The 17,208-nt window shown below is 52.9% G+C and carries 14 protein-coding genes; 12 read left to right on the top strand and 2 right to left on the bottom strand.

Going from position 1 to position 17,208, the window contains the following annotated elements; all coding sequences use genetic code 11:
• Positions 1–28: 28 nt before the first annotated feature.
• The 9 genes from rsfS (at position 29) to lipB (ending at position 8,436) form a co-directional block, all read left to right on the top strand.
• Positions 29–415 (top strand): ribosome silencing factor, encoded by a 387-nt coding sequence (gene rsfS / locus P8S54_RS00765; RefSeq protein WP_281442827.1) that lies wholly within the window; start codon positions 29–31, stop codon positions 413–415.
• A complete protein-coding gene (gene rlmH / locus P8S54_RS00770; RefSeq protein ID WP_281442828.1) occupies positions 412–879 on the top strand; it encodes a 23S rRNA (pseudouridine(1915)-N(3))-methyltransferase RlmH in 468 nt (155 codons plus the stop codon). The genes rsfS and rlmH overlap by 4 nt, the downstream gene beginning before the upstream one ends.
• Before the next feature lie 71 nt (positions 880–950).
• Complete coding sequence (gene mrdA, locus P8S54_RS00775) at positions 951–2,858, top strand: penicillin-binding protein 2 (RefSeq protein ID WP_009096343.1); 1,908 nt, start codon at positions 951–953, stop codon at positions 2,856–2,858.
• Positions 2,858–4,021 (top strand): rod shape-determining protein RodA, encoded by a 1,164-nt coding sequence (gene rodA, locus P8S54_RS00780; protein ID WP_281442829.1) that lies wholly within the window; start codon positions 2,858–2,860, stop codon positions 4,019–4,021. The genes mrdA and rodA overlap by 1 nt, the downstream gene beginning before the upstream one ends.
• Positions 4,022–4,108: 87 nt before the next feature.
• A complete protein-coding gene (gene mltB / locus P8S54_RS00785) occupies positions 4,109–5,083 on the top strand; it encodes a lytic murein transglycosylase B (protein ID WP_281442830.1) in 975 nt (324 codons plus the stop codon).
• A complete protein-coding gene (locus P8S54_RS00790; protein ID WP_281442831.1) occupies positions 5,080–6,093 on the top strand; it encodes a septal ring lytic transglycosylase RlpA family protein in 1,014 nt (337 codons plus the stop codon). The genes mltB and P8S54_RS00790 overlap by 4 nt, the downstream gene beginning before the upstream one ends.
• Positions 6,094–6,163: 70 nt before the next feature.
• Positions 6,164–7,363: a D-alanyl-D-alanine carboxypeptidase family protein gene (locus tag P8S54_RS00795; RefSeq protein ID WP_035539866.1), complete on the top strand. Its 1,200-nt coding sequence runs from the start codon at positions 6,164–6,166 to the stop codon at positions 7,361–7,363.
• 111 nt (positions 7,364–7,474) lie between these two features.
• Entirely contained in the window at positions 7,475–7,786 is a 312-nt protein-coding gene (locus P8S54_RS00800; protein ID WP_281442832.1) for a DUF493 domain-containing protein, read from the top strand.
• Between the two features lie 2 nt (positions 7,787–7,788).
• Positions 7,789–8,436 (top strand): lipoyl(octanoyl) transferase LipB, encoded by a 648-nt coding sequence (gene lipB / locus P8S54_RS00805; protein ID WP_281442833.1) that lies wholly within the window; start codon positions 7,789–7,791, stop codon positions 8,434–8,436.
• A 111-nt stretch (positions 8,437–8,547) separates the two neighbouring features.
• Here the strand turns inward: lipB and lipA are convergent, their stop codons facing one another.
• A complete protein-coding gene (gene lipA / locus P8S54_RS00810) occupies positions 8,548–9,600 on the bottom strand; it encodes a lipoyl synthase (protein WP_281442834.1) in 1,053 nt (350 codons plus the stop codon).
• Positions 9,601–9,750: 150 nt separating this feature from the next.
• On the bottom strand, positions 9,751–10,737 hold the full coding sequence (locus P8S54_RS00815) for a LysR family transcriptional regulator (RefSeq protein WP_281442835.1): 987 nt from the start codon (positions 10,735–10,737) through the stop codon (positions 9,751–9,753).
• Between the two features lie 336 nt (positions 10,738–11,073).
• Here P8S54_RS00815 and P8S54_RS00820 point away from each other — a divergent pair, with 336 nt between their 5' ends.
• From P8S54_RS00820 to P8S54_RS00830, 3 genes are all read left to right on the top strand, one after another.
• Entirely contained in the window at positions 11,074–13,701 is a 2,628-nt protein-coding gene (locus P8S54_RS00820; RefSeq protein ID WP_281442836.1) for a DUF3141 domain-containing protein, read from the top strand.
• Between the two features lie 308 nt (positions 13,702–14,009).
• Positions 14,010–16,637, top strand: coding sequence for a type I DNA topoisomerase (gene topA, locus P8S54_RS00825; RefSeq protein WP_281442837.1), 2,628 nt, complete (start codon positions 14,010–14,012; stop codon positions 16,635–16,637).
• Positions 16,634–17,095 (top strand): DUF6586 family protein, encoded by a 462-nt coding sequence (locus P8S54_RS00830; protein WP_281442838.1) that lies wholly within the window; start codon positions 16,634–16,636, stop codon positions 17,093–17,095. The genes topA and P8S54_RS00830 overlap by 4 nt, the downstream gene beginning before the upstream one ends.
• Positions 17,096–17,208 lie beyond the last annotated feature (113 nt).

Below are 17,208 nucleotides of genomic sequence, written 5' to 3' on the forward strand. Positions count from 1 at the left end.
CCTTCACAAGGGGTTGCCTTCAGGAGCCATGCACATCGATACACTTAAAAGCCTAGCGATTGACGCGCTAGAAGAGCTAAAAGCACGCGATATTACCCAGCTAGATGTTTCCAAGCTAACCGAAGTCACCGATTTAATGGTGATTGCTAGCGGAACCTCTACACGTCATGTCTCCGCACTGGCGCAGAATGTAGTGGAAAAAGCCAAAGCCGCCGGTCTTAAGCCCCGTGGTGTAGAAGGTGGCGATAATGCTGATTGGGTGCTTGTTGATTTGGGTGACATCGTTGTCCATATCATGCTTCCCGATGCACGCGCACTGTACGACCTTGAACGTCTATGGGCAGACCTGCCCAACGATGCTGGCGGGATTGGTGAGTCATTGAAACGCTTAGAAGAGCGGGTCACTATGTCATGAGAATACGGCTGTTAGCGGTGGGGACGAAGATGCCCGGATGGGTGGAAGAGGGCGTTGAAACCTACCGCAAACGGTTGCCAAGGGATTTTAATTTAGAAATTGAAGAGATCCCTCTGGGTCAACGGGGCAAAAATGCTGATATTGCCAAAGCCCGTGCTCAAGAAGCCCAGCGTATTCGTGACAAGCTGCGTGGTGATGAATATATCGTGGCATTAGAGGTCAAAGGCAAGAAATGGAGTACCGAGCAGCTTGCCCAAGAAGCCGATGCTTGGCGCATGATGGGGCGTGATATTGTGCTTCTCGTTGGTGGCCCTGATGGTTTAGAACCTTCCCTTTCGGCGTTGGCTGATAAGGCTTGGTCGCTCTCTTCTCTCACGCTGCCGCACCCGCTAGTACGTATTATGCTTGCAGAGCAGTTATACCGTGCGTGGACCCTGTTAGTCGGTCATCCTTATCATCGCTAGGCGTGCTAAAACAGAGCCATTTCCATGGCTATTGTTGCGTCATTTGTTAGATTTGAGAGTCATCTTTTGCCATGCCACAGCGCCTTGATACGCTAAAAAACTCCGAGCAAGAGCTGCGTATTTTCCGTGTCAGGGCGCTGCTTGCCGTCTTGGTAGTTATTGTATTGACCAGCTTACTGACTGGTCGCCTCGCTTATTTGCAGATTACCCAGCATGACCTTTATAGCACTCGCTCAGAAAAAAACCGTGTGCGTGTTGAGCCGTTACCGCCCAACCGAGGGCTTATCTATGACCGTAACGGAACCCTACTTGCTGAAAATCGCCCCACCTACAACCTTACCCTAGTTCGTGAGCGTGTCGATAATTTGGATGACACGCTGGCGCTGCTGGTGGATCTTCTAGAGTTACCCGAAGAGGATATCGACGCTTTTAATGTTCGCTCACGTCAGCGCCAGCGTCCGTTCCAGCCTGCGCTATTGATGAGCGACTTAAGCGAAAACCAAATTGCCCGCCTTGCGGTAAATCGTCATCGATTGCCCGGTGTGGAAGTGGAAGCTCAGTTACTGCGCTACTATCCCGATGCCGAGGTGATGGCGCATGCCCTGGGGTATGTGGGGCGCATTAACGCTGAAGAGATGCAAACCCTGGATACCGGCCGTTATGCGGGCACGCACTTTATTGGCAAAACCGGCGTAGAACGGTTTTATGAAGACCAGTTACACGGCCAGGCAGGACTTCGCAAAGTAGAGACTAATGCACGTGGTCGTGTGTTAAGAGAGCTAGGGCGAACCGACCCCGTTCCCGGAGAAAACCTGACCCTTACACTGGATAAATCGTTACAGATGTTGGCCTATGAGCTGATGGATGGCCGTCGTGGGTCCATTGTGGCGGTTATGCCGGATACTGGGGAGATTTTGGCGATGGTTTCAACGCCTGGCTTTGACAGTAACCAGTTTGTGACCGGTATCGATGTTGCCTCGTATAGGGCGCTCCAGGAGAATATCGATTTACCGCTATTTAATCGTGCTATCCGCGGGCACTATCCGCCCGGCTCCACCATTAAGCCGTTCCTTGCATTAGCGGGCTTAGTCGAGGGGGCAATTACCCCTGATAGCACGATCAACGATCCAGGGTTTTACCAATTACCCAATGATACTCGGCGCTACCGCAACTGGCTGCGTTGGGGCCATGGCCGGGTTGATATGGAGCGCTCGATAGCTGTTTCCAACAACACTTACTACTATTCGCTGGCGCACGACCTGGGTATCGACAAGCTACATGAGCAGATGAGCAACTTTGGCTTTGGCCAGCGGGTAGCCCACGATGTGCAAGGTGAAAGCACTGGACTGATGCCCTCTCGGGATTGGAAGCGTGGTCGTTTTAATCAGCCTTGGTATCCGGGTGAAACGCTCTCGGTGGGTATTGGTCAAGGGTATTGGCAGGTGACTCCCCTACAGCTAGCCAGCGCAACGGCTGCCTTGGCGAATCGAGGTCATTGGGTGAAGCCGCGCCTTGCGCTAGAAGTGGGTAATCAACCGGTTCCTCGTGACCTCCCTGATACCTTGCCGGATATTGAGCTTGATAATGAAGGCTGGTGGGGTCGCATCTTTAGCGGTATGGAAAAAGTACTTACCGGTAGTGAGGGCACCGCCCGTCGCACTGGGGTGGGGCTTGAGTATCGTATGGGGGGTAAGTCGGGGACTGCTCAGGTCTTTTCGCTGGGGCAGGATCAACGCTATAACGCAGAAGAGTTAGAAGAGCGCCTGCGAGATCACGCGCTTTTTATGGCCTTTGCGCCCCTTGAAAATCCACAAATTGCGGTATCTGTCATTGTTGAAAACGCTGGAGGGGGAAGTACCCACGCAGCGCACTTGGCTCGCGCGATGACCGATGCTTGGCTTCTAAAAGAGCGTGCGCCAGAGGTAGATGAAGTGCGTGATGCGTTAGAAGAAGACACTGTTGGCGTGGAGGGTAATTAATGGCGGCTTGGCAGACACTCTCCCGCTCTTTTCGTAGCTACCCCGTGCGGCCTCCAAGTAGTGGTATTGCGCGACGTAAAAGCATCTGGGAGCGTATTCATCTCGACCCTTGGTTAATAGGCATGCTGCTGGTGCTTATGGTGGCGGGTCTGTTTGTTCTCTACAGTGCTTCTGGTCAGCGTATCGAAGCAGTCGTCGCCCAAGCCATTCGTTTTGGCGTTGCGCTGGTCGGCATGGTCATTATTGCGCAATTCTCTCCCTCTACTTTCCTGCGCTGGGCTCCTTTTGCTTATGGTGTTGGGCTTGTCATGCTCATTGCGGTAGAGCTCGTTGGAGATGTGGGGATGGGGGCTAAACGGTGGCTGGTCATTCCTGGTGTTATACGCTTTCAACCCTCTGAGATGATGAAGCTAGCCGTACCGTTGATGGTGGCGGCTTACCTGAACCGCTGCCCGTTGCCGCCCCGTCTTCGTGATATTGCGGTGTGTGGCTTAATCATTGGTGTGCCTGTTGTGCTGACGGCTATTCAGCCAGATTTAGGCACCTCGTTACTCATGACGAGTGCGGCAGTCATTGTAGTGCTGTTGGCAGGCCTTTCCTGGCGGCTTATCGGCTTTGTTGGAGCACTAGTGGCCGCAGGGTTGCCGCTGCTGTGGATGAATATGCATAACTATCAGCGCCAGCGAGTGCTGACGTTTTTAGACCCGGAAAGCGACCCCTTGGGTGCGGGTTGGAATATTATCCAATCTACCACGGCAATTGGCAGTGGTGGTTTGTGGGGCAAAGGCTGGTTGGACGGTACTCAATCCCAGCTTGAGTTTCTCCCTGAACGCCATACGGATTTCATTATTGCTGTATTGGGCGAAGAGTTTGGTCTTGTCGGAATGTTATTGCTACTGGCGCTTTATGTCATGATTGTGGGGCGCGGGATGTGGTTAGCCACGTCTTCCCAGGATACTTTCGGGCGGCTGGTGGCGGGCAGTATTATTCTTACGTTTTTCATTTATGTTTTTGTTAATGTCGGTATGGTCAGCGGCATTCTGCCGGTGGTTGGTGTGCCGCTACCTTTAGTGAGTTACGGCGGCACCTCAAGCGTGACCTTATTGGCGGGGTTCGGTATTCTCATGTCGATTCATGCGCATCGTCGTTTGTTACCGCGCTGATGGTCTAAGCGATATGGTTTTCACAGGAGTGGTGAGTTAATGAACAGGGCCCGAAACAACGCAGGTAGTTATTTGATGGCTGTCGTAATGGCATGCTCAATTCCTGCCGTATGGGCTGAGGAGCAGGCGCATTTTGACCCGCAGCACCATGAGCGTACCCAGCAATTGGTTGATGAACTGGTAGCCGAAGGGTTGCCAGAAGCCTGGCTGACCGAAACATTTAACCAAGCCAATTATAGCCAGGGCGTGCTGGATGCTATGGAGGGTGCGGCTGAGCGCCGGTTAAGCTGGCATGAGTATCGGGAAATATTCATGACCGATCAGCGAATCGAAGAAGGCGCTGCTTTTATCCAGGAACATGCGGATACGCTCGCCCGTGCTGAAGAGGTATATGGGGTTCCCCGTGAGGTTGTAACCGCTATTATTGGCGTGGAAACCTACTATGGGCGCCATAAAGGCCGCCACCGGGTACTCGATTCGCTGGCAACGTTGGCATTTCATCACCCGGTGCGTGGCGATTTTTTCCGCGGTGAGCTGGCTGCATTCTTACAGATTGCTCACGAGCAGGGTGTTGAACCCACAGCGCTATATGGCTCCTATGCGGGAGCCATGGGCTATCCGCAATTTATCCCTACTAGTTACCAAGCCTACGCCGTCGATTTCGACGACGACGGTATTCGTGACCTATGGGAAAATCCCGTCGATGCGATTGGCAGCGTGGCCAATTATTTCGCGGTGCATGGTTGGCAGCGTGACGGCACTATTTATCACGAAGCGAGTGGGCCCACGTCACCACCAGAGACACTAAGCTTTAATCAAACGCGTTCGCCCGCAGTTACCGTGGCGGATGTAGTAGAAGCAGGGATTGAGCCTGAGGTGGCGCTCGAACCAACGCTTCCCGCCGTACCCTTGATGCTGGAGTTCGCCGACGGCAGTATCCGCTACCGGTTGGGTGAGTACAATTTCTATGTCATTACCCGATACAACCACAGCCATCTCTATGCAATGGCGGTGGCAGAGTTATCTGAAGCCATTGAGCGGCAGGTAGAGGACCAAGGATGAAAACAGTGCTGACAGATGTCCGGGGCGTGGCTGGTGCTGTCACTATCGTCGCCCTAATGAGTGGCTGCGCTAGTCAAGAAACCCAGCGAACCAGTGTTGATACGGATCGGTCTTCGAGTGCTTCCACATCGAGTAGCACTGTTGCAACAAGCGGTTCCAGTAGTGCTGGTACTAGCGGTGGCCGCTACGCGATGTCAGGTGATGCTTATCCGCTTGAGCCACCGGATGTAAGCAAAGTGCCGGATGCCGAGCCGCGCATTGAACCTTTATCGCGCGCTGGAAATCGCCCCACCTATGAGGTGTGGGGTGAAACCTACCGTGTGTTGCCTGATTCTAAAGGGTATGCGCGGCAGGGCACGGCCTCCTGGTATGGCGAGAAATTTCATGGTTATGCCACGTCTAACGGTGAAATTTACGACATGTATAAAATGACGGCCGCCCACCGTTCTTTGCCGTTGCCAACCTTTGCTCGTGTGACCAGTTTAGATAACGGTGAGTCGGTGATTGTGCGGGTGAATGATCGTGGGCCTTTCCATAGTGATCGTGAAATTGACCTTTCTTACGCGGCGGCGGCACGGTTAGGGTTTTTAGAAAATGGAACAGGGCCGGTTCGCGTCGAAGCGCTTGACCCAGCGCAATGGCTTGCGGAGCGGGGCAGAGGTGGCAGCGCATCAGAACCAAAACCGGCAACCGCTCAATCTGCTACCGCTTCAGGTGCTTCAGCATCCGCAGCAGCAGCGCCCCAGCAACAAGCTGCCTCTCAAGCACAAGCGGCTAGTGGTCAAGAAGCGGGTACTGCGGTGTATCTGCAAATTGCCGCGCTGGGAACTGCCGAAGGTGCCGAGCAGCTGCAGCGGCGTCTGCAGGGTGAGCTTGCACATTCAGTACGCGTAATGAGTGATGCAGACGTTCACCGTGTGCAGGTCGGGCCAGTAATGCCTGCCCAAGAGACACAAGCCCGAGAGGCATTGCGCCACGCAGGTTTCCCGCAAGTGTTTGTCGTGAGATAAGTCGCCCTTTTATTTATCCTTAATGGCGTGTCTCATCACGTCCATTCTCTATGTAAGTGAGAAGTTAGTAATGAATATAGTAATGTCGTTTCGTCGTTCAGCTCAGCTCTGCTTGTTTGCAGCAATGACGGTGGTAGCTTTACCTGCCTCGGCCCAGCCCGTTCCTCAGCCGCAGACGATTATTCCAGCTGCACCACAGCTTGCGGCAAGCTCGTGGATACTGATGGATGCTCATAGCGGGCGTGTGCTTGCTGAACATAACTCTGATGAGCGTTTGCCCCCGGCGAGTCTCACTAAGCTGATGACGGCTTACCTAGTAGAGCGTGAGTTGGATCGCGGCACCATTAGCCTCACCGATATGGTTAACATCAGCGAGAGGGCATGGCGCACCGGCGGTTCCAAAATGTTTATTGAAGTGGGCGATCGTGTCTCAGTCGATGATCTGTTGCATGGCATAGTTATTGTTTCAGGCAACGATGCCAGTGTCGCTATTGCCGAGCACTTGGCTGGGGGGGAAGCACCCTTTGCGGATTTGATGAACCAGCATGCCACGCGTTTGGGCATGAATAATACAAATTTTCAAAATGCCACCGGGCTGCCGGGTGATAATCACTACTCAACCGCTCGTGATATGGCGCTGCTTTCTCAATACATCATCAATGATTACCCTGAGCACTATGCGATTTACTCCCAGCGCACTTTCTCCTTTAGCGGCATCGACCAACCTAATCGCAACCGGCTGCTTTGGCGCGACCCCACGGTTGATGGCTTGAAAACTGGCTGGACAACTGAGGCTGGTTACGGCTTGGTAGCCTCAGCCAAGCGTGATGATATGCGTCTAATATCTGTTGTGATGGGTACAAGTTCAGAGGAGGCGCGCGCTCAAGAGACGCAGAAACTGCTCAGCTACGGCTTTCGCTTCTATGAAACCATGAAGCTCTATGAACGAGGCGCTGTACTTGCGACGCCGCGAGTGTGGGGTGGCGAAATGAACGAACTACGGGTTGGAGTTAACGAAGAAGTATTCATGACGCTACCGCGCAATCGCAATGAAGAGCTTCGCGCGCGCCTTAATCTTAAGCAAGACCTGCAAGCGCCGGTCGCTGTAGGCGATGAAGTAGGTACCTTAGAAGTGTATCTCGGCGAGGATATGGTTGGTGAGCGTCAACTGGTTGCCCTTGAAAATGTTGAAGAGGGTGGGTTGTTTAAGCGATTGTTTGATCAGGTAAGGCGCTTTTTCAGCGGCTTGGTCAGCAACTTCACCGGCTAATGCCGTACGCTTTTCACTCGTTAACGGTACTTTCACTAGAGGGCTAGGGGCGCGGCTAATGGGCTTGGCTCCTAGTGACTCGTTCTCTTATTTGGTAATTGAAGGCAACTTATGAAAAAGGATGCAAAAAAAGGGCTTCGCGACTTGCGGCAGCCTGCCGCGCCCCCATCTCCCAAAATTACCTTTCCTTGTGATTACTCGCTGAAAGTGGTGGGCGACGCTGCTGAAGACTTTGCAGCCTGTGTGTGCCAAGTAATCCATAGGCACGCGCCTGGTTTTGATGAAAGCCTCATTCAGGTGGTGGATAGTCGCAACGGTCGTTTTCAGTCGGTGCGCATTGTGATTAAGGCAACGGGCGAACAACAGCTTAGTCAGTTGTTTGACGCTTTAAAAGCCACTGGCCGCGTGCACATGGTGGTATAGCAATGAACGCCCCCATTGAGCTTCACCTTCTTGGCCGCAGCGCGTACTTGCCCGTGTGGGAATCAATGCGTGCGCTGACTGATACGCGAGGCGAAGCAACTCCCGATCAGTTTTGGCTCGTCGAGCATGACCCTGTTTTTACCCAAGGGCAGGCAGGTAAACCTGAGCATTTATTAATGCCGGGTGATATCCCTGTGGTGCAAACTGACCGTGGCGGCCAGGTCACTTACCACGGCCCTGGTCAGGTAGTGCTCTATCCGCTGTTAGATATTCGACGAAACAAGATTGGTGTGCGTGATTTGGTTACCGCCCTTGAAAATGCAGTGATTCACGTACTCAGCAAGTATGGGGTTAGTGCTCGCGCCAGGCCAGATGCACCGGGCGTATATGTGGATACTGCGCTAGGAGAGGCAAAAATCGCCTCACTAGGGTTGCGTATTAGGCGGGGGGCAAGCTATCACGGTGTGGCGCTCAATGTAGATGCGGATTTATCACCGTTTGCGCGTATCAATCCCTGCGGGTATGCCGGCATGCCGGTAACCCGTTTAGCCGATCTGGTCGCAATCAAGCCTGATCATCAAGTGGTGGGGGAACAGCTAGCGTTTGCGTTAGCCGCAGAGCTAAAGCGTGAGCTAGTAACCGTTGCATAACTGTAGTGCCAAAAACACCGACGGTATGGATTTAGGGGTTTGCCGCTGTAAATAGGAGAGGGTACCTCTACGCATACCCTCAGCACGTGCATTTACAGCGGCATAGGCGTGTCACCCTACGTTCAACGCAGGAATACGGCTGGTATCTGTTTCTTGGCCCGGGACGGCTGCAGGTGACGCAAGACCAAGATTGTTTTTCTCAAACACGCGGTCAGCACGATAGCTTGAGCGTACCAAGGGCCCTGAGGGGACTTCCATAAAGCCTTTTTCTAGCCCCAGCACGCGGTAGCGGTCGAACTCTTCTGGGGTTACCCAGCGCTCTACAGCAAGGTGGTTTTTGGTTGGGCGTAGGTATTGGCCAAGAGTTACGATATCAACGCCAATCTCACGTAGGTCGTCGAAAGTCTGTAAAATCTCTTCGTCAGTTTCGCCGAGTCCTAACATCAAGCTGGTTTTAGTGATGACATCGGGACGATACTTCTTGGCATGCGCCAAAACGTCGAGCGTTTTGCGATAGCCAGCGCGTGGATCCCGTACCTTTTGGGTTAAGCGTTCTACCGTTTCAACATTCTGAGCAAACACCTCCAGCCCGGAATCCACTACCCGTTCAATAGCGTCTTTTTGTCCATCAAAATCGGGGGTTAGCGCTTCAACAACAACCTCTGGCGTACGCGCCTTAATAGCGCGAATACAGTTGGCATAATGTGTCGCGCCACCGTCGTCTAAATCGTCGCGATCGACGGAAGTAAGCACGATATAGCGAAGCCCCATTAGTTCAACAGACTTGGCTGTGTTTTCAGGCTCTTCGGTGTCCAGCCAACCTTTGGGGTTGCCAGTATCTACTGCACAAAAGCGGCATGCGCGGGTACATACGGAGCCCATCAGCATAATAGTCGCGGTACCGTTGCTCCAGCATTCGCCCATGTTGGGGCAATGCGATTCGGCGCACACGGTGCTAAGGCGGTGAGTAGCGACATTTTTCTTAACCGCTTCAAACCGTTCACCACCAGGAATCTGAGCGCGTAACCACTTAGGCTTACGCTCAAGAGAAGGGGCATCCGCCTGCGCTTTGCGCTGCTTCATGCCGTCTTTGATCACCGTCATGCCGTGTTCATTGCGGAATTTTTCACCGCTGGGCACACGTTGTGAGGGGTTATTGCTCATAGAAAAGAGCCTCTCGACTGTGCGGCAGGCCAGCATCACTCCGCGTTAAAACTGACCAAGCCCTGAGTACGCTAAATCATACGTAGGTAGTAGGGTAATGTAACATATCTCATAGAGAACAAGACACTCTGAGTACGTTGCATGGGCTGCCTAAACAGGCAGCATAGGCAGACAAGAAACACCGTGACTGGGCAATGGGCTTGAGGGCGTTTGAAAGTAGCGCCGATACTCGTCTAGATGCTCACGGGTAAAGCGTAAAAAGAGCTCCGCAACCGGCGTGGGGAAATGGTCACGTCGGTGAACGGCGCACCAAGAGCGGCGGATAGGAAAGTTGGGTAATGCCAGCGATGCAAGTAACCCCTGCTCAAGCTCTAGTTGTACTGCTAAACGAGGGAGTACCGCAATGCCCAAGTGCGCCATGACACCCTGCTTGATCGCCTCGTTGGTTCCTAACTCAATGCGATGAGGAAGGCCCACTTCTTGGTTGGCTGCCAGCTGTTCAAAGGCATTGCGCACCCCTGAGCCGGGTTCGCGCATTAAGAGGTAATGGCGGGCAAAATCAGCTAGAGAGGGCGCAGGGGCGTTTAGTAGCGGATGTTGAGGCCATACGACGGCGATTAATTCGTTATCTAAAATAGGCATAACGACCAAGCCGTCGTCGTCCGGCACCATTGCCATAATCACTACGTCATCTTTCTGCTGTGCTAGTCTTTCAAGCGCTTGGCTGCGATTGCACACTTTTAAGCGTATTCGAACGTCTGGATAGCGCGCACGAAAACGAGCAAGCAAGTAAGGCACTACATATTGGGCGGATGAAACGGCCGCGATATTAAGTTCGCCGCTAATTTTGCCGTTAATGTCCGAGAGGTTCATCTGAAGCCGAGAAAGTTGACCAATGATCTCTCGAGTAGAGAGCGCCAACGTGTCCGCTGCGGGCAGTACATGGAGAGTTTTGCCCGCATATTTAAATAGCGGTTGGCCTACGGCTTGCTCAAGCTGGCGGATTTGGGCGCTGACAGCGGGTTGGGTAAGGCCGAGCTGTTCTGCCGCGCGAGAATAAGAGCGCTGGCGATGCACTTCCTGAAATACTTGAAGTTGACGAAAGGTCAGGCGGTTTAGCAGCGTAGGGGACGACATAAAACAACCTCTCGGTAATACCCTCCAGCGATAGTGAACGCTGTAACAATAAGTTGCTCTGTAACTCTATTATTGTGCACTGGTTGTAATGTGCTGTAGCCATAAATAGCGCAGTAGAAAGCGCTTATAAAGGAATTTCTTTATGAAAGACAGCGTTTTAAAGTTTGCGCTAATTAGACGATGCTACCACTGAAGTAGTCAGCCGTCTTTAGCGCTATGTCGTAAGAATTGATCAAGGGAGGCATCGACGTCACGCGAAGAGTAGCCTAAACTATATTGCACTGCAGCATCATTGCTTCGGGATTGATGCCCCGCATCACTCCAATGGGAGGATCTATGAACTTTCTCGCTAACCCTTTACTACCTGACCAAGGGCTCAGTAGTGCTTGGTCAGGCATTGCCAATGATTTAACAGCGCTACCCGGCGGGGAAGCCCTTGCCAGCGTTATCGACCCTTTTGGGTTCGGGCGTTCTGCCATGTCGTACTGGCGTGATAGCTTAGAACGTAACATCCTCTATTGGGATGCGATGCGCGAACGCGGCAACCAATACCTTGAACATATGGAGCAGACCAAGCCCAATGTGCTTGGTTTTGAAACCGAAGTATTGCTCGACGGGCGTACGCTGCCCCATCCGACGAACTACGAACTGCTGCGAGTTCTTCCCCCCGCTAATACATACATTGATCCCAAGAAGCGGCCCTTTGTGGTGGTTGACCCCCGTGCAGGGCACGGCCCTGGCATTGGCGGCTTTAAACCCGATAGCGAGCTGGGGGTAGCCTTAAAGGCCGGCCATCCTTGTTATTTCATTGGTTTTTTACCGTTCCCTGAGCCGGGTCAAACCGTCGAAGACGTGGTTGAAGCAGAAGTGGCCTTTTTGCGCCATGTTATCGCGTTACACCCTGATACGGTTGAAAAGCCGATGGTGGTCGGCAACTGTCAGGCAGGGTGGCAAATTATGATGGCTGCCGCGTTAGAACCCGACGTCTTTGGCCCCATCTTAATAGCGGGTGCTCCGCTCTCTTATTGGGCGGGCGAGCATGGTAAAGCACCCATGCGCTATACAGGCGGCATGACAGGGGGGAGCTGGATTACCGCGTTAACCAGCGATTTAGGTAACGGTCTGTTTGATGGCGCTTGGTTGGTGCAAAACTTTGAGCGTCTCAATCCGGCTAATACATACTGGAAAAAACAGTTTCATCTCTACTCGAATATCGATACTGAAAAAGAGCGGTATCTAGAATTTGAACGCTGGTGGGGCGGCCACGTGGTTTTGGGTGGTGAAGAAATCCAGTACATCGTTGATAACCTCTTTGTCGGAAACCGCCTTTCCACCGCGCAGTTAGTCACCCGGGATGGGCGTCGTATTGACTTGCGCAATGTCCGCTCACCGGTTGTGGTGTTTTGCTCACGGGGCGATGATATTACGCCGCCGCCTCAAGCACTTGGCTGGATTCGGGATCTATACGAAGGCGAAGAAGATATCATCGCCAACGAGCAGACCATTGTGTACTGCCTGCACGATACGACGGGGCACCTTGGAATCTTTGTTTCCGGCAGTGTGTCACGTAAGGAGCATTCAGAGTTTACGGCGAACATGGACTATATCGATGTAATGCCCCCGGGGCTTTACGAAACGACGGTATCCCATGCCAGTGAGCGCGATGATGCCGAGCTGATCGAGCGAGATTATCTGCTAGAGTTTACCGCGCGTAACTTTGAAGAGTTAGACCGCGATGTGATGCATAAGCCCGAAGATGATCGGCGTTTCGCGACCGTTGCGCGTATTTCTGAGATAAATCTCGGTTTTTATCGTCTCTTTATGCAGCCTTGGTTGCGCGCGGTGATGACGCCGGAAGCGGCGCGCTGGACGCGCCGTATGCACCCCATTCGCCTAGGTTATAAGTTGCTTTCTGACCGCAACCCATTAACGGTGCCGCTACCGGTGATGGCAGAAACCGTACGCCGCAATCGTCAGGAGATAGGCCAGGATAATTTCTTCAAAGCACTGGAATCGATGGCGTCTGATCAAATTACTGCGGGGCTTAATGCTTGGCGCGACCTGCGCGACAGTTCTACTGAACGTCTGTTTATGGACATTTATGGACAGCCTCTCTTGCAGGCGGCGGTTGGTTTGCATGGGGATGCGCATGTGCATCGCCGTCGTCCTGGTGCTGAGCCAGAGCACCGTCGCTTTATTGAGAACCGCAAAAATGAGCTGCGTGAAAAGTTCTCCCATGGCGGTACTCATGAGGCTGCTATGCGCTCGATCATCTACGTGCTGGGCGGTGCAACGGCGACTGATGAACGTAACTTTAAACGACTACGCGCTTCTCGCGCCGAGCTTGAGCCGACAGCCTCGCTAAGCGATTTCAAGCACTTGGTGCGTGAACAGTTCTTTTTGCTGAAAATGGATCGGGAACAGGCGCTCAATACCCTACCTGACCTACTAAAAGGGCAGAGTAATGAGGAAATTGATAGCCAAGTAGAGCACCTAGAGCATGTTTTTGCAGCCAGTGGGGAGCTGTCTGAGCACGCCGCTGAGCGCTTTAGTCAGGTAAAAGCTCTGTTTGATAAGGCGCGTCCGGCTAAGCCTAAACCTGCCGTGGCTAAACAGGCGGCTACTCCTGCGGCGATTGAGAAAGCACCTCAGAAAGCTGCTCAAAAGGCACTGGATCCATCGGTTGAAAAAGCTTCAGAAAAAGTGCTTGAGAAAGCTGCCCCTGAGAACGCAGCCTCTGAAAACGCAGCTAAAGCAGAGGTGAAAGCAGCTAGCCATAGCGCTAAAGAAACCTCTGAAACGGCTGGTAAAGCCGCCAGTGAAAGTCTCGCTGCCACTCCTGCAAAGGCTGCAGCGACTACGACGGCTGATAAAAAGCAGGCGGCGACGCCTAGTGATAATGCCGAGGGAGAAAAGCCAAAACCTGCCTCAGTGGCACGACGCAAAACACCGCGTAAGCGTTAAACAAAGGCTTGGTAACGTATACGCCCCTGCTAAAAAGCAGGGGCGTTTTATTTGATTGCGCTTATTTTGGGTTGCCGTCCTTGTGGCGGCAGTCTAGTGTCTAGCTACTTTGTGATAAAAACTTATGGGGCCTCAGCATGGTTCTGGTCACATTCAGTGTGGCGCCCTTCGTCGTGGTTGCCACTGGCGCTTAAGTAAGTGCTGGGGTAGGGTAGGCGCATTTTTCACGCAGTCGCTAATGTTAATTGATGCGGCGCCGTATTCAGAGCATGGGCTAGGTAGCCTAAGCAATAGGAAAGTGGAGCACTATGGGTAAGTCACTGGTCATCGTCGAATCGCCAGCGAAAGCGAAGACGATAAATAAGTACCTCGGCAACGATTTCATCGTCAAGTCGAGCGTGGGTCATATACGTGACCTACCGACCAGCGGCTCAGGTAAGGCAGCCTCCGATCCCAAGGAGCGCGCTCGCCAGGCCGCGGCAACGCGTAAGATGTCCGTGGAAGAGAAGGCAGAGTATAAGAAGCGCAAGGCCCAGGACCAACTGATACGGCGTATGGGTATCGATCCTGGTAATGGATGGGAAGCCCACTACGAAGTGTTACCCGGTAAAGAGAAAGTGGTTGCCGAGCTAAAAAAATTAGCCGAAAAGGCTGATGCTGTTTATCTCGCAACGGATTTGGACCGCGAAGGTGAAGCCATTGCCTGGCACCTGCGCGAGACCATCGGTGGTGATGAAAGCCGTTACAAGCGCGTTGTATTTAACGAGATTACCAAGAACGCTATCCAGGATGCGTTTAAGGCACCTGGGGTGCTCAATATTCCACGGGTTGAGGCTCAGCAGGCGCGCCGCTTCCTGGATCGCGTCGTAGGCTTCATGCTCTCGCCATTGCTGTGGGCCAAAATTGCCCGTGGCCTTTCGGCCGGTCGCGTACAATCAGTCGCCGTTCGCCTGATCGTGGAGCGTGAGCGTGAAATTCGTGCCTTCATTCCTGAAGAGTTTTGGGATGTGCATGCCGATCTGGTTTCGCCGGACGGTGAGCTGGTGCGGTTTGCGTTGGCGCGTCAGGATGGCAAGGCATTTCGACCAACCTCGCAGAAAGACACCCTTGATCGCATTGAGAAACTGCGCAAGGCGAAGCTTGCCATCACCTCCCGTGAAGATAAGCCCACGAGCTCCAAGCCCACGGCGCCGTTCATCACTTCGACGCTTCAGCAAGCCGCTAGTGGTCGGTTAGGGTTTTCAGTTAAAAAGACCATGACCATGGCTCAGCGCCTTTACGAGGCGGGCTACATCACCTATATGCGCACGGACTCCACAAATCTCTCCAAAGATGCGGTGGAGGGGGTGCGGGCTTTTATTGGCGATGAGTACGGTGAGCGCTACTTGCCGGAAGCGCCTAACCGTTACAGTAGTAAAGAGAGCGCCCAAGAGGCCCACGAGGCGATCCGGCCTTCTAGCGTTGAACGTAAAGCGTCTGACTTAGCGGGAATGGAACGCGACGCTGAGCGTCTTTACGAACTTATTTGGCGCCAGTTTGTGGCGTGTCAAATGACCCCGGCTGAGTACCTATCTAGCACGCTAAGTGTTGAAGTAGAAGGTTACGATCTGCGTGCCAAAGGGCGTGTGCTTAAGTTTGATGGCTATACCCGAGTTATGAAGCCCAGTGGTAAAAACGAAGATCAAAGCCTGCCAGATTTGCCCAAAGGCACGCCCATGGGCCTTGAAAAGCTTGACCCTCAGCAGCATTTTACTAAGCCTGCCCCGCGTTATACGGAAGCAAGTTTGGTAAAAGAGTTGGAGAAACAGGGGATTGGCCGGCCTTCTACCTATGCATCTATTATTTCCACGATTCAGGATCGTGGTTATGTGAAGCTAGAAAATCGTCGTTTTTATGCTGAAAAACTGGGCGATATCGTTACCGAGCGTTTGAAAGAGTCCTTCCCTGATTTGATGGATTACTCTTTTACGGCGCGTATGGAAGATAGCCTAGATGAGGTGGCTGAAGGTGAGCGTAACTGGCAAGCGTTGCTAGATGCTTTTTACGAAGAGTTTCGTGGAGAGTTAAGCAAAGCTGAAAGCGAAGATGGTATGCGCCCCAACCAGCCGGTGCCTACAGAGATCGACTGCCCGAGCTGTGGTCGTAAAATGCAGATCCGCACGGCATCAACCGGGGTGTTCCTTGGCTGTAGTGGCTACAACTTGCCTCCTAAAGAGCGCTGTAAAACGACTATTGATCTGATCCCGGGTGAAGAGGCAGTTGCCGAAGATGCCGGTGAAGAAGCAGAAACCAATGCCCTGCGTGCCAAACATCGTTGCGAGAAGTGTGGCACGGCAATGGATAACTACCTAATTGATGAAACCCGTAAACTGCATATTTGTGGTAACAGTCCCGATTGCGATGGGTACGATATTGAGACAGGTAAGTTCAAGATAAAAGGGTATGACGGGCCCATCATTGAGTGCGATAAATGCGGCTCGGAAATGCAGCTGAAGTCTGGGCGTTTTGGTAAGTACTTCGGCTGTACAAATAGCGAGTGTAAAAACACACGTAAGTTGCTGAAAAGTGGTGAAGTGGCGCCGCCTAAGATGGATCCAATTCCAATGCCAGAGCTGGCCTGTCAAAAAGTGGATGACCACTACGTACTGCGTGACGGCGCCAGTGGCTTATTCCTTGCGGCTAGCAAGTTTCCTAAAAACCGGGAAACGCGCCCGCCCTTGGTGGAGGAGTTAAAGTCCCACGCCGAGGAACTGCCGGAGAAGTACCACTTTATTCTCAAGGCGCCTAGTAAAGATCCAGACAGACGCCCAGCGCAAATCCGTTTCTCGCGTAAAAATAAAGAGCAGTTTGTGATGACTGACGAGGAAGGAAAGGCGACTGGCTGGAAAGCGACCTATGAAGCCGGTAAATGGCACGTGGAGGACAAGCGTAAGTGAGCTCGCGGTCTCGTACGAATCAACTGCTTTACCAAGCAGAGCTGCTAGTGGGTTTGCCCGCCGGGGATGATGAGCATGCCCCCGTTCGGCAAATGGCGATTGAAGAGAGCGCCTTGGCGCTCTTTGAGCTGGCGCTTAATGCCATGCTCAGAGAGGTTTGCGAGCATGCGCGGTTGCAGACGCATGCTTGGCAGCAGCTACTCGCCAGTGATGGCCCAGCCATTGCTGAGCTTCAGCGCCTACGTGACCTTATCGGCCAGCCGGATAGCTGGCTATGTTGGTTAACGGCTCAACTTGAACGGCTACATAGCAGTGAAGGGGCTGCCAAGCGGCGTGTAGACAACCCCTCAATGATTGCCGTCGCCAGCCAGGCCTCTTTCTCAGAGCAGTTACTCACCCATATAGCCGCCGCGAAACAGGAAATAGCGGCGCTACGTGAAACCAGCCAAGAGTGGTAGAGAGTAGTCGAGGGAATGAGAAAGTGGCGAAACTATTACAAACCACTAAACTCTAGGCAGTACGTTAAAAATCAATAAGTTCAATTCACCGATGATGAGATGACGCGGGAGGA

Source organism: Halomonas sp. M1 (genome assembly GCF_029581375.1).
GTDB lineage: Bacteria > Pseudomonadota > Gammaproteobacteria > Pseudomonadales > Halomonadaceae > Vreelandella.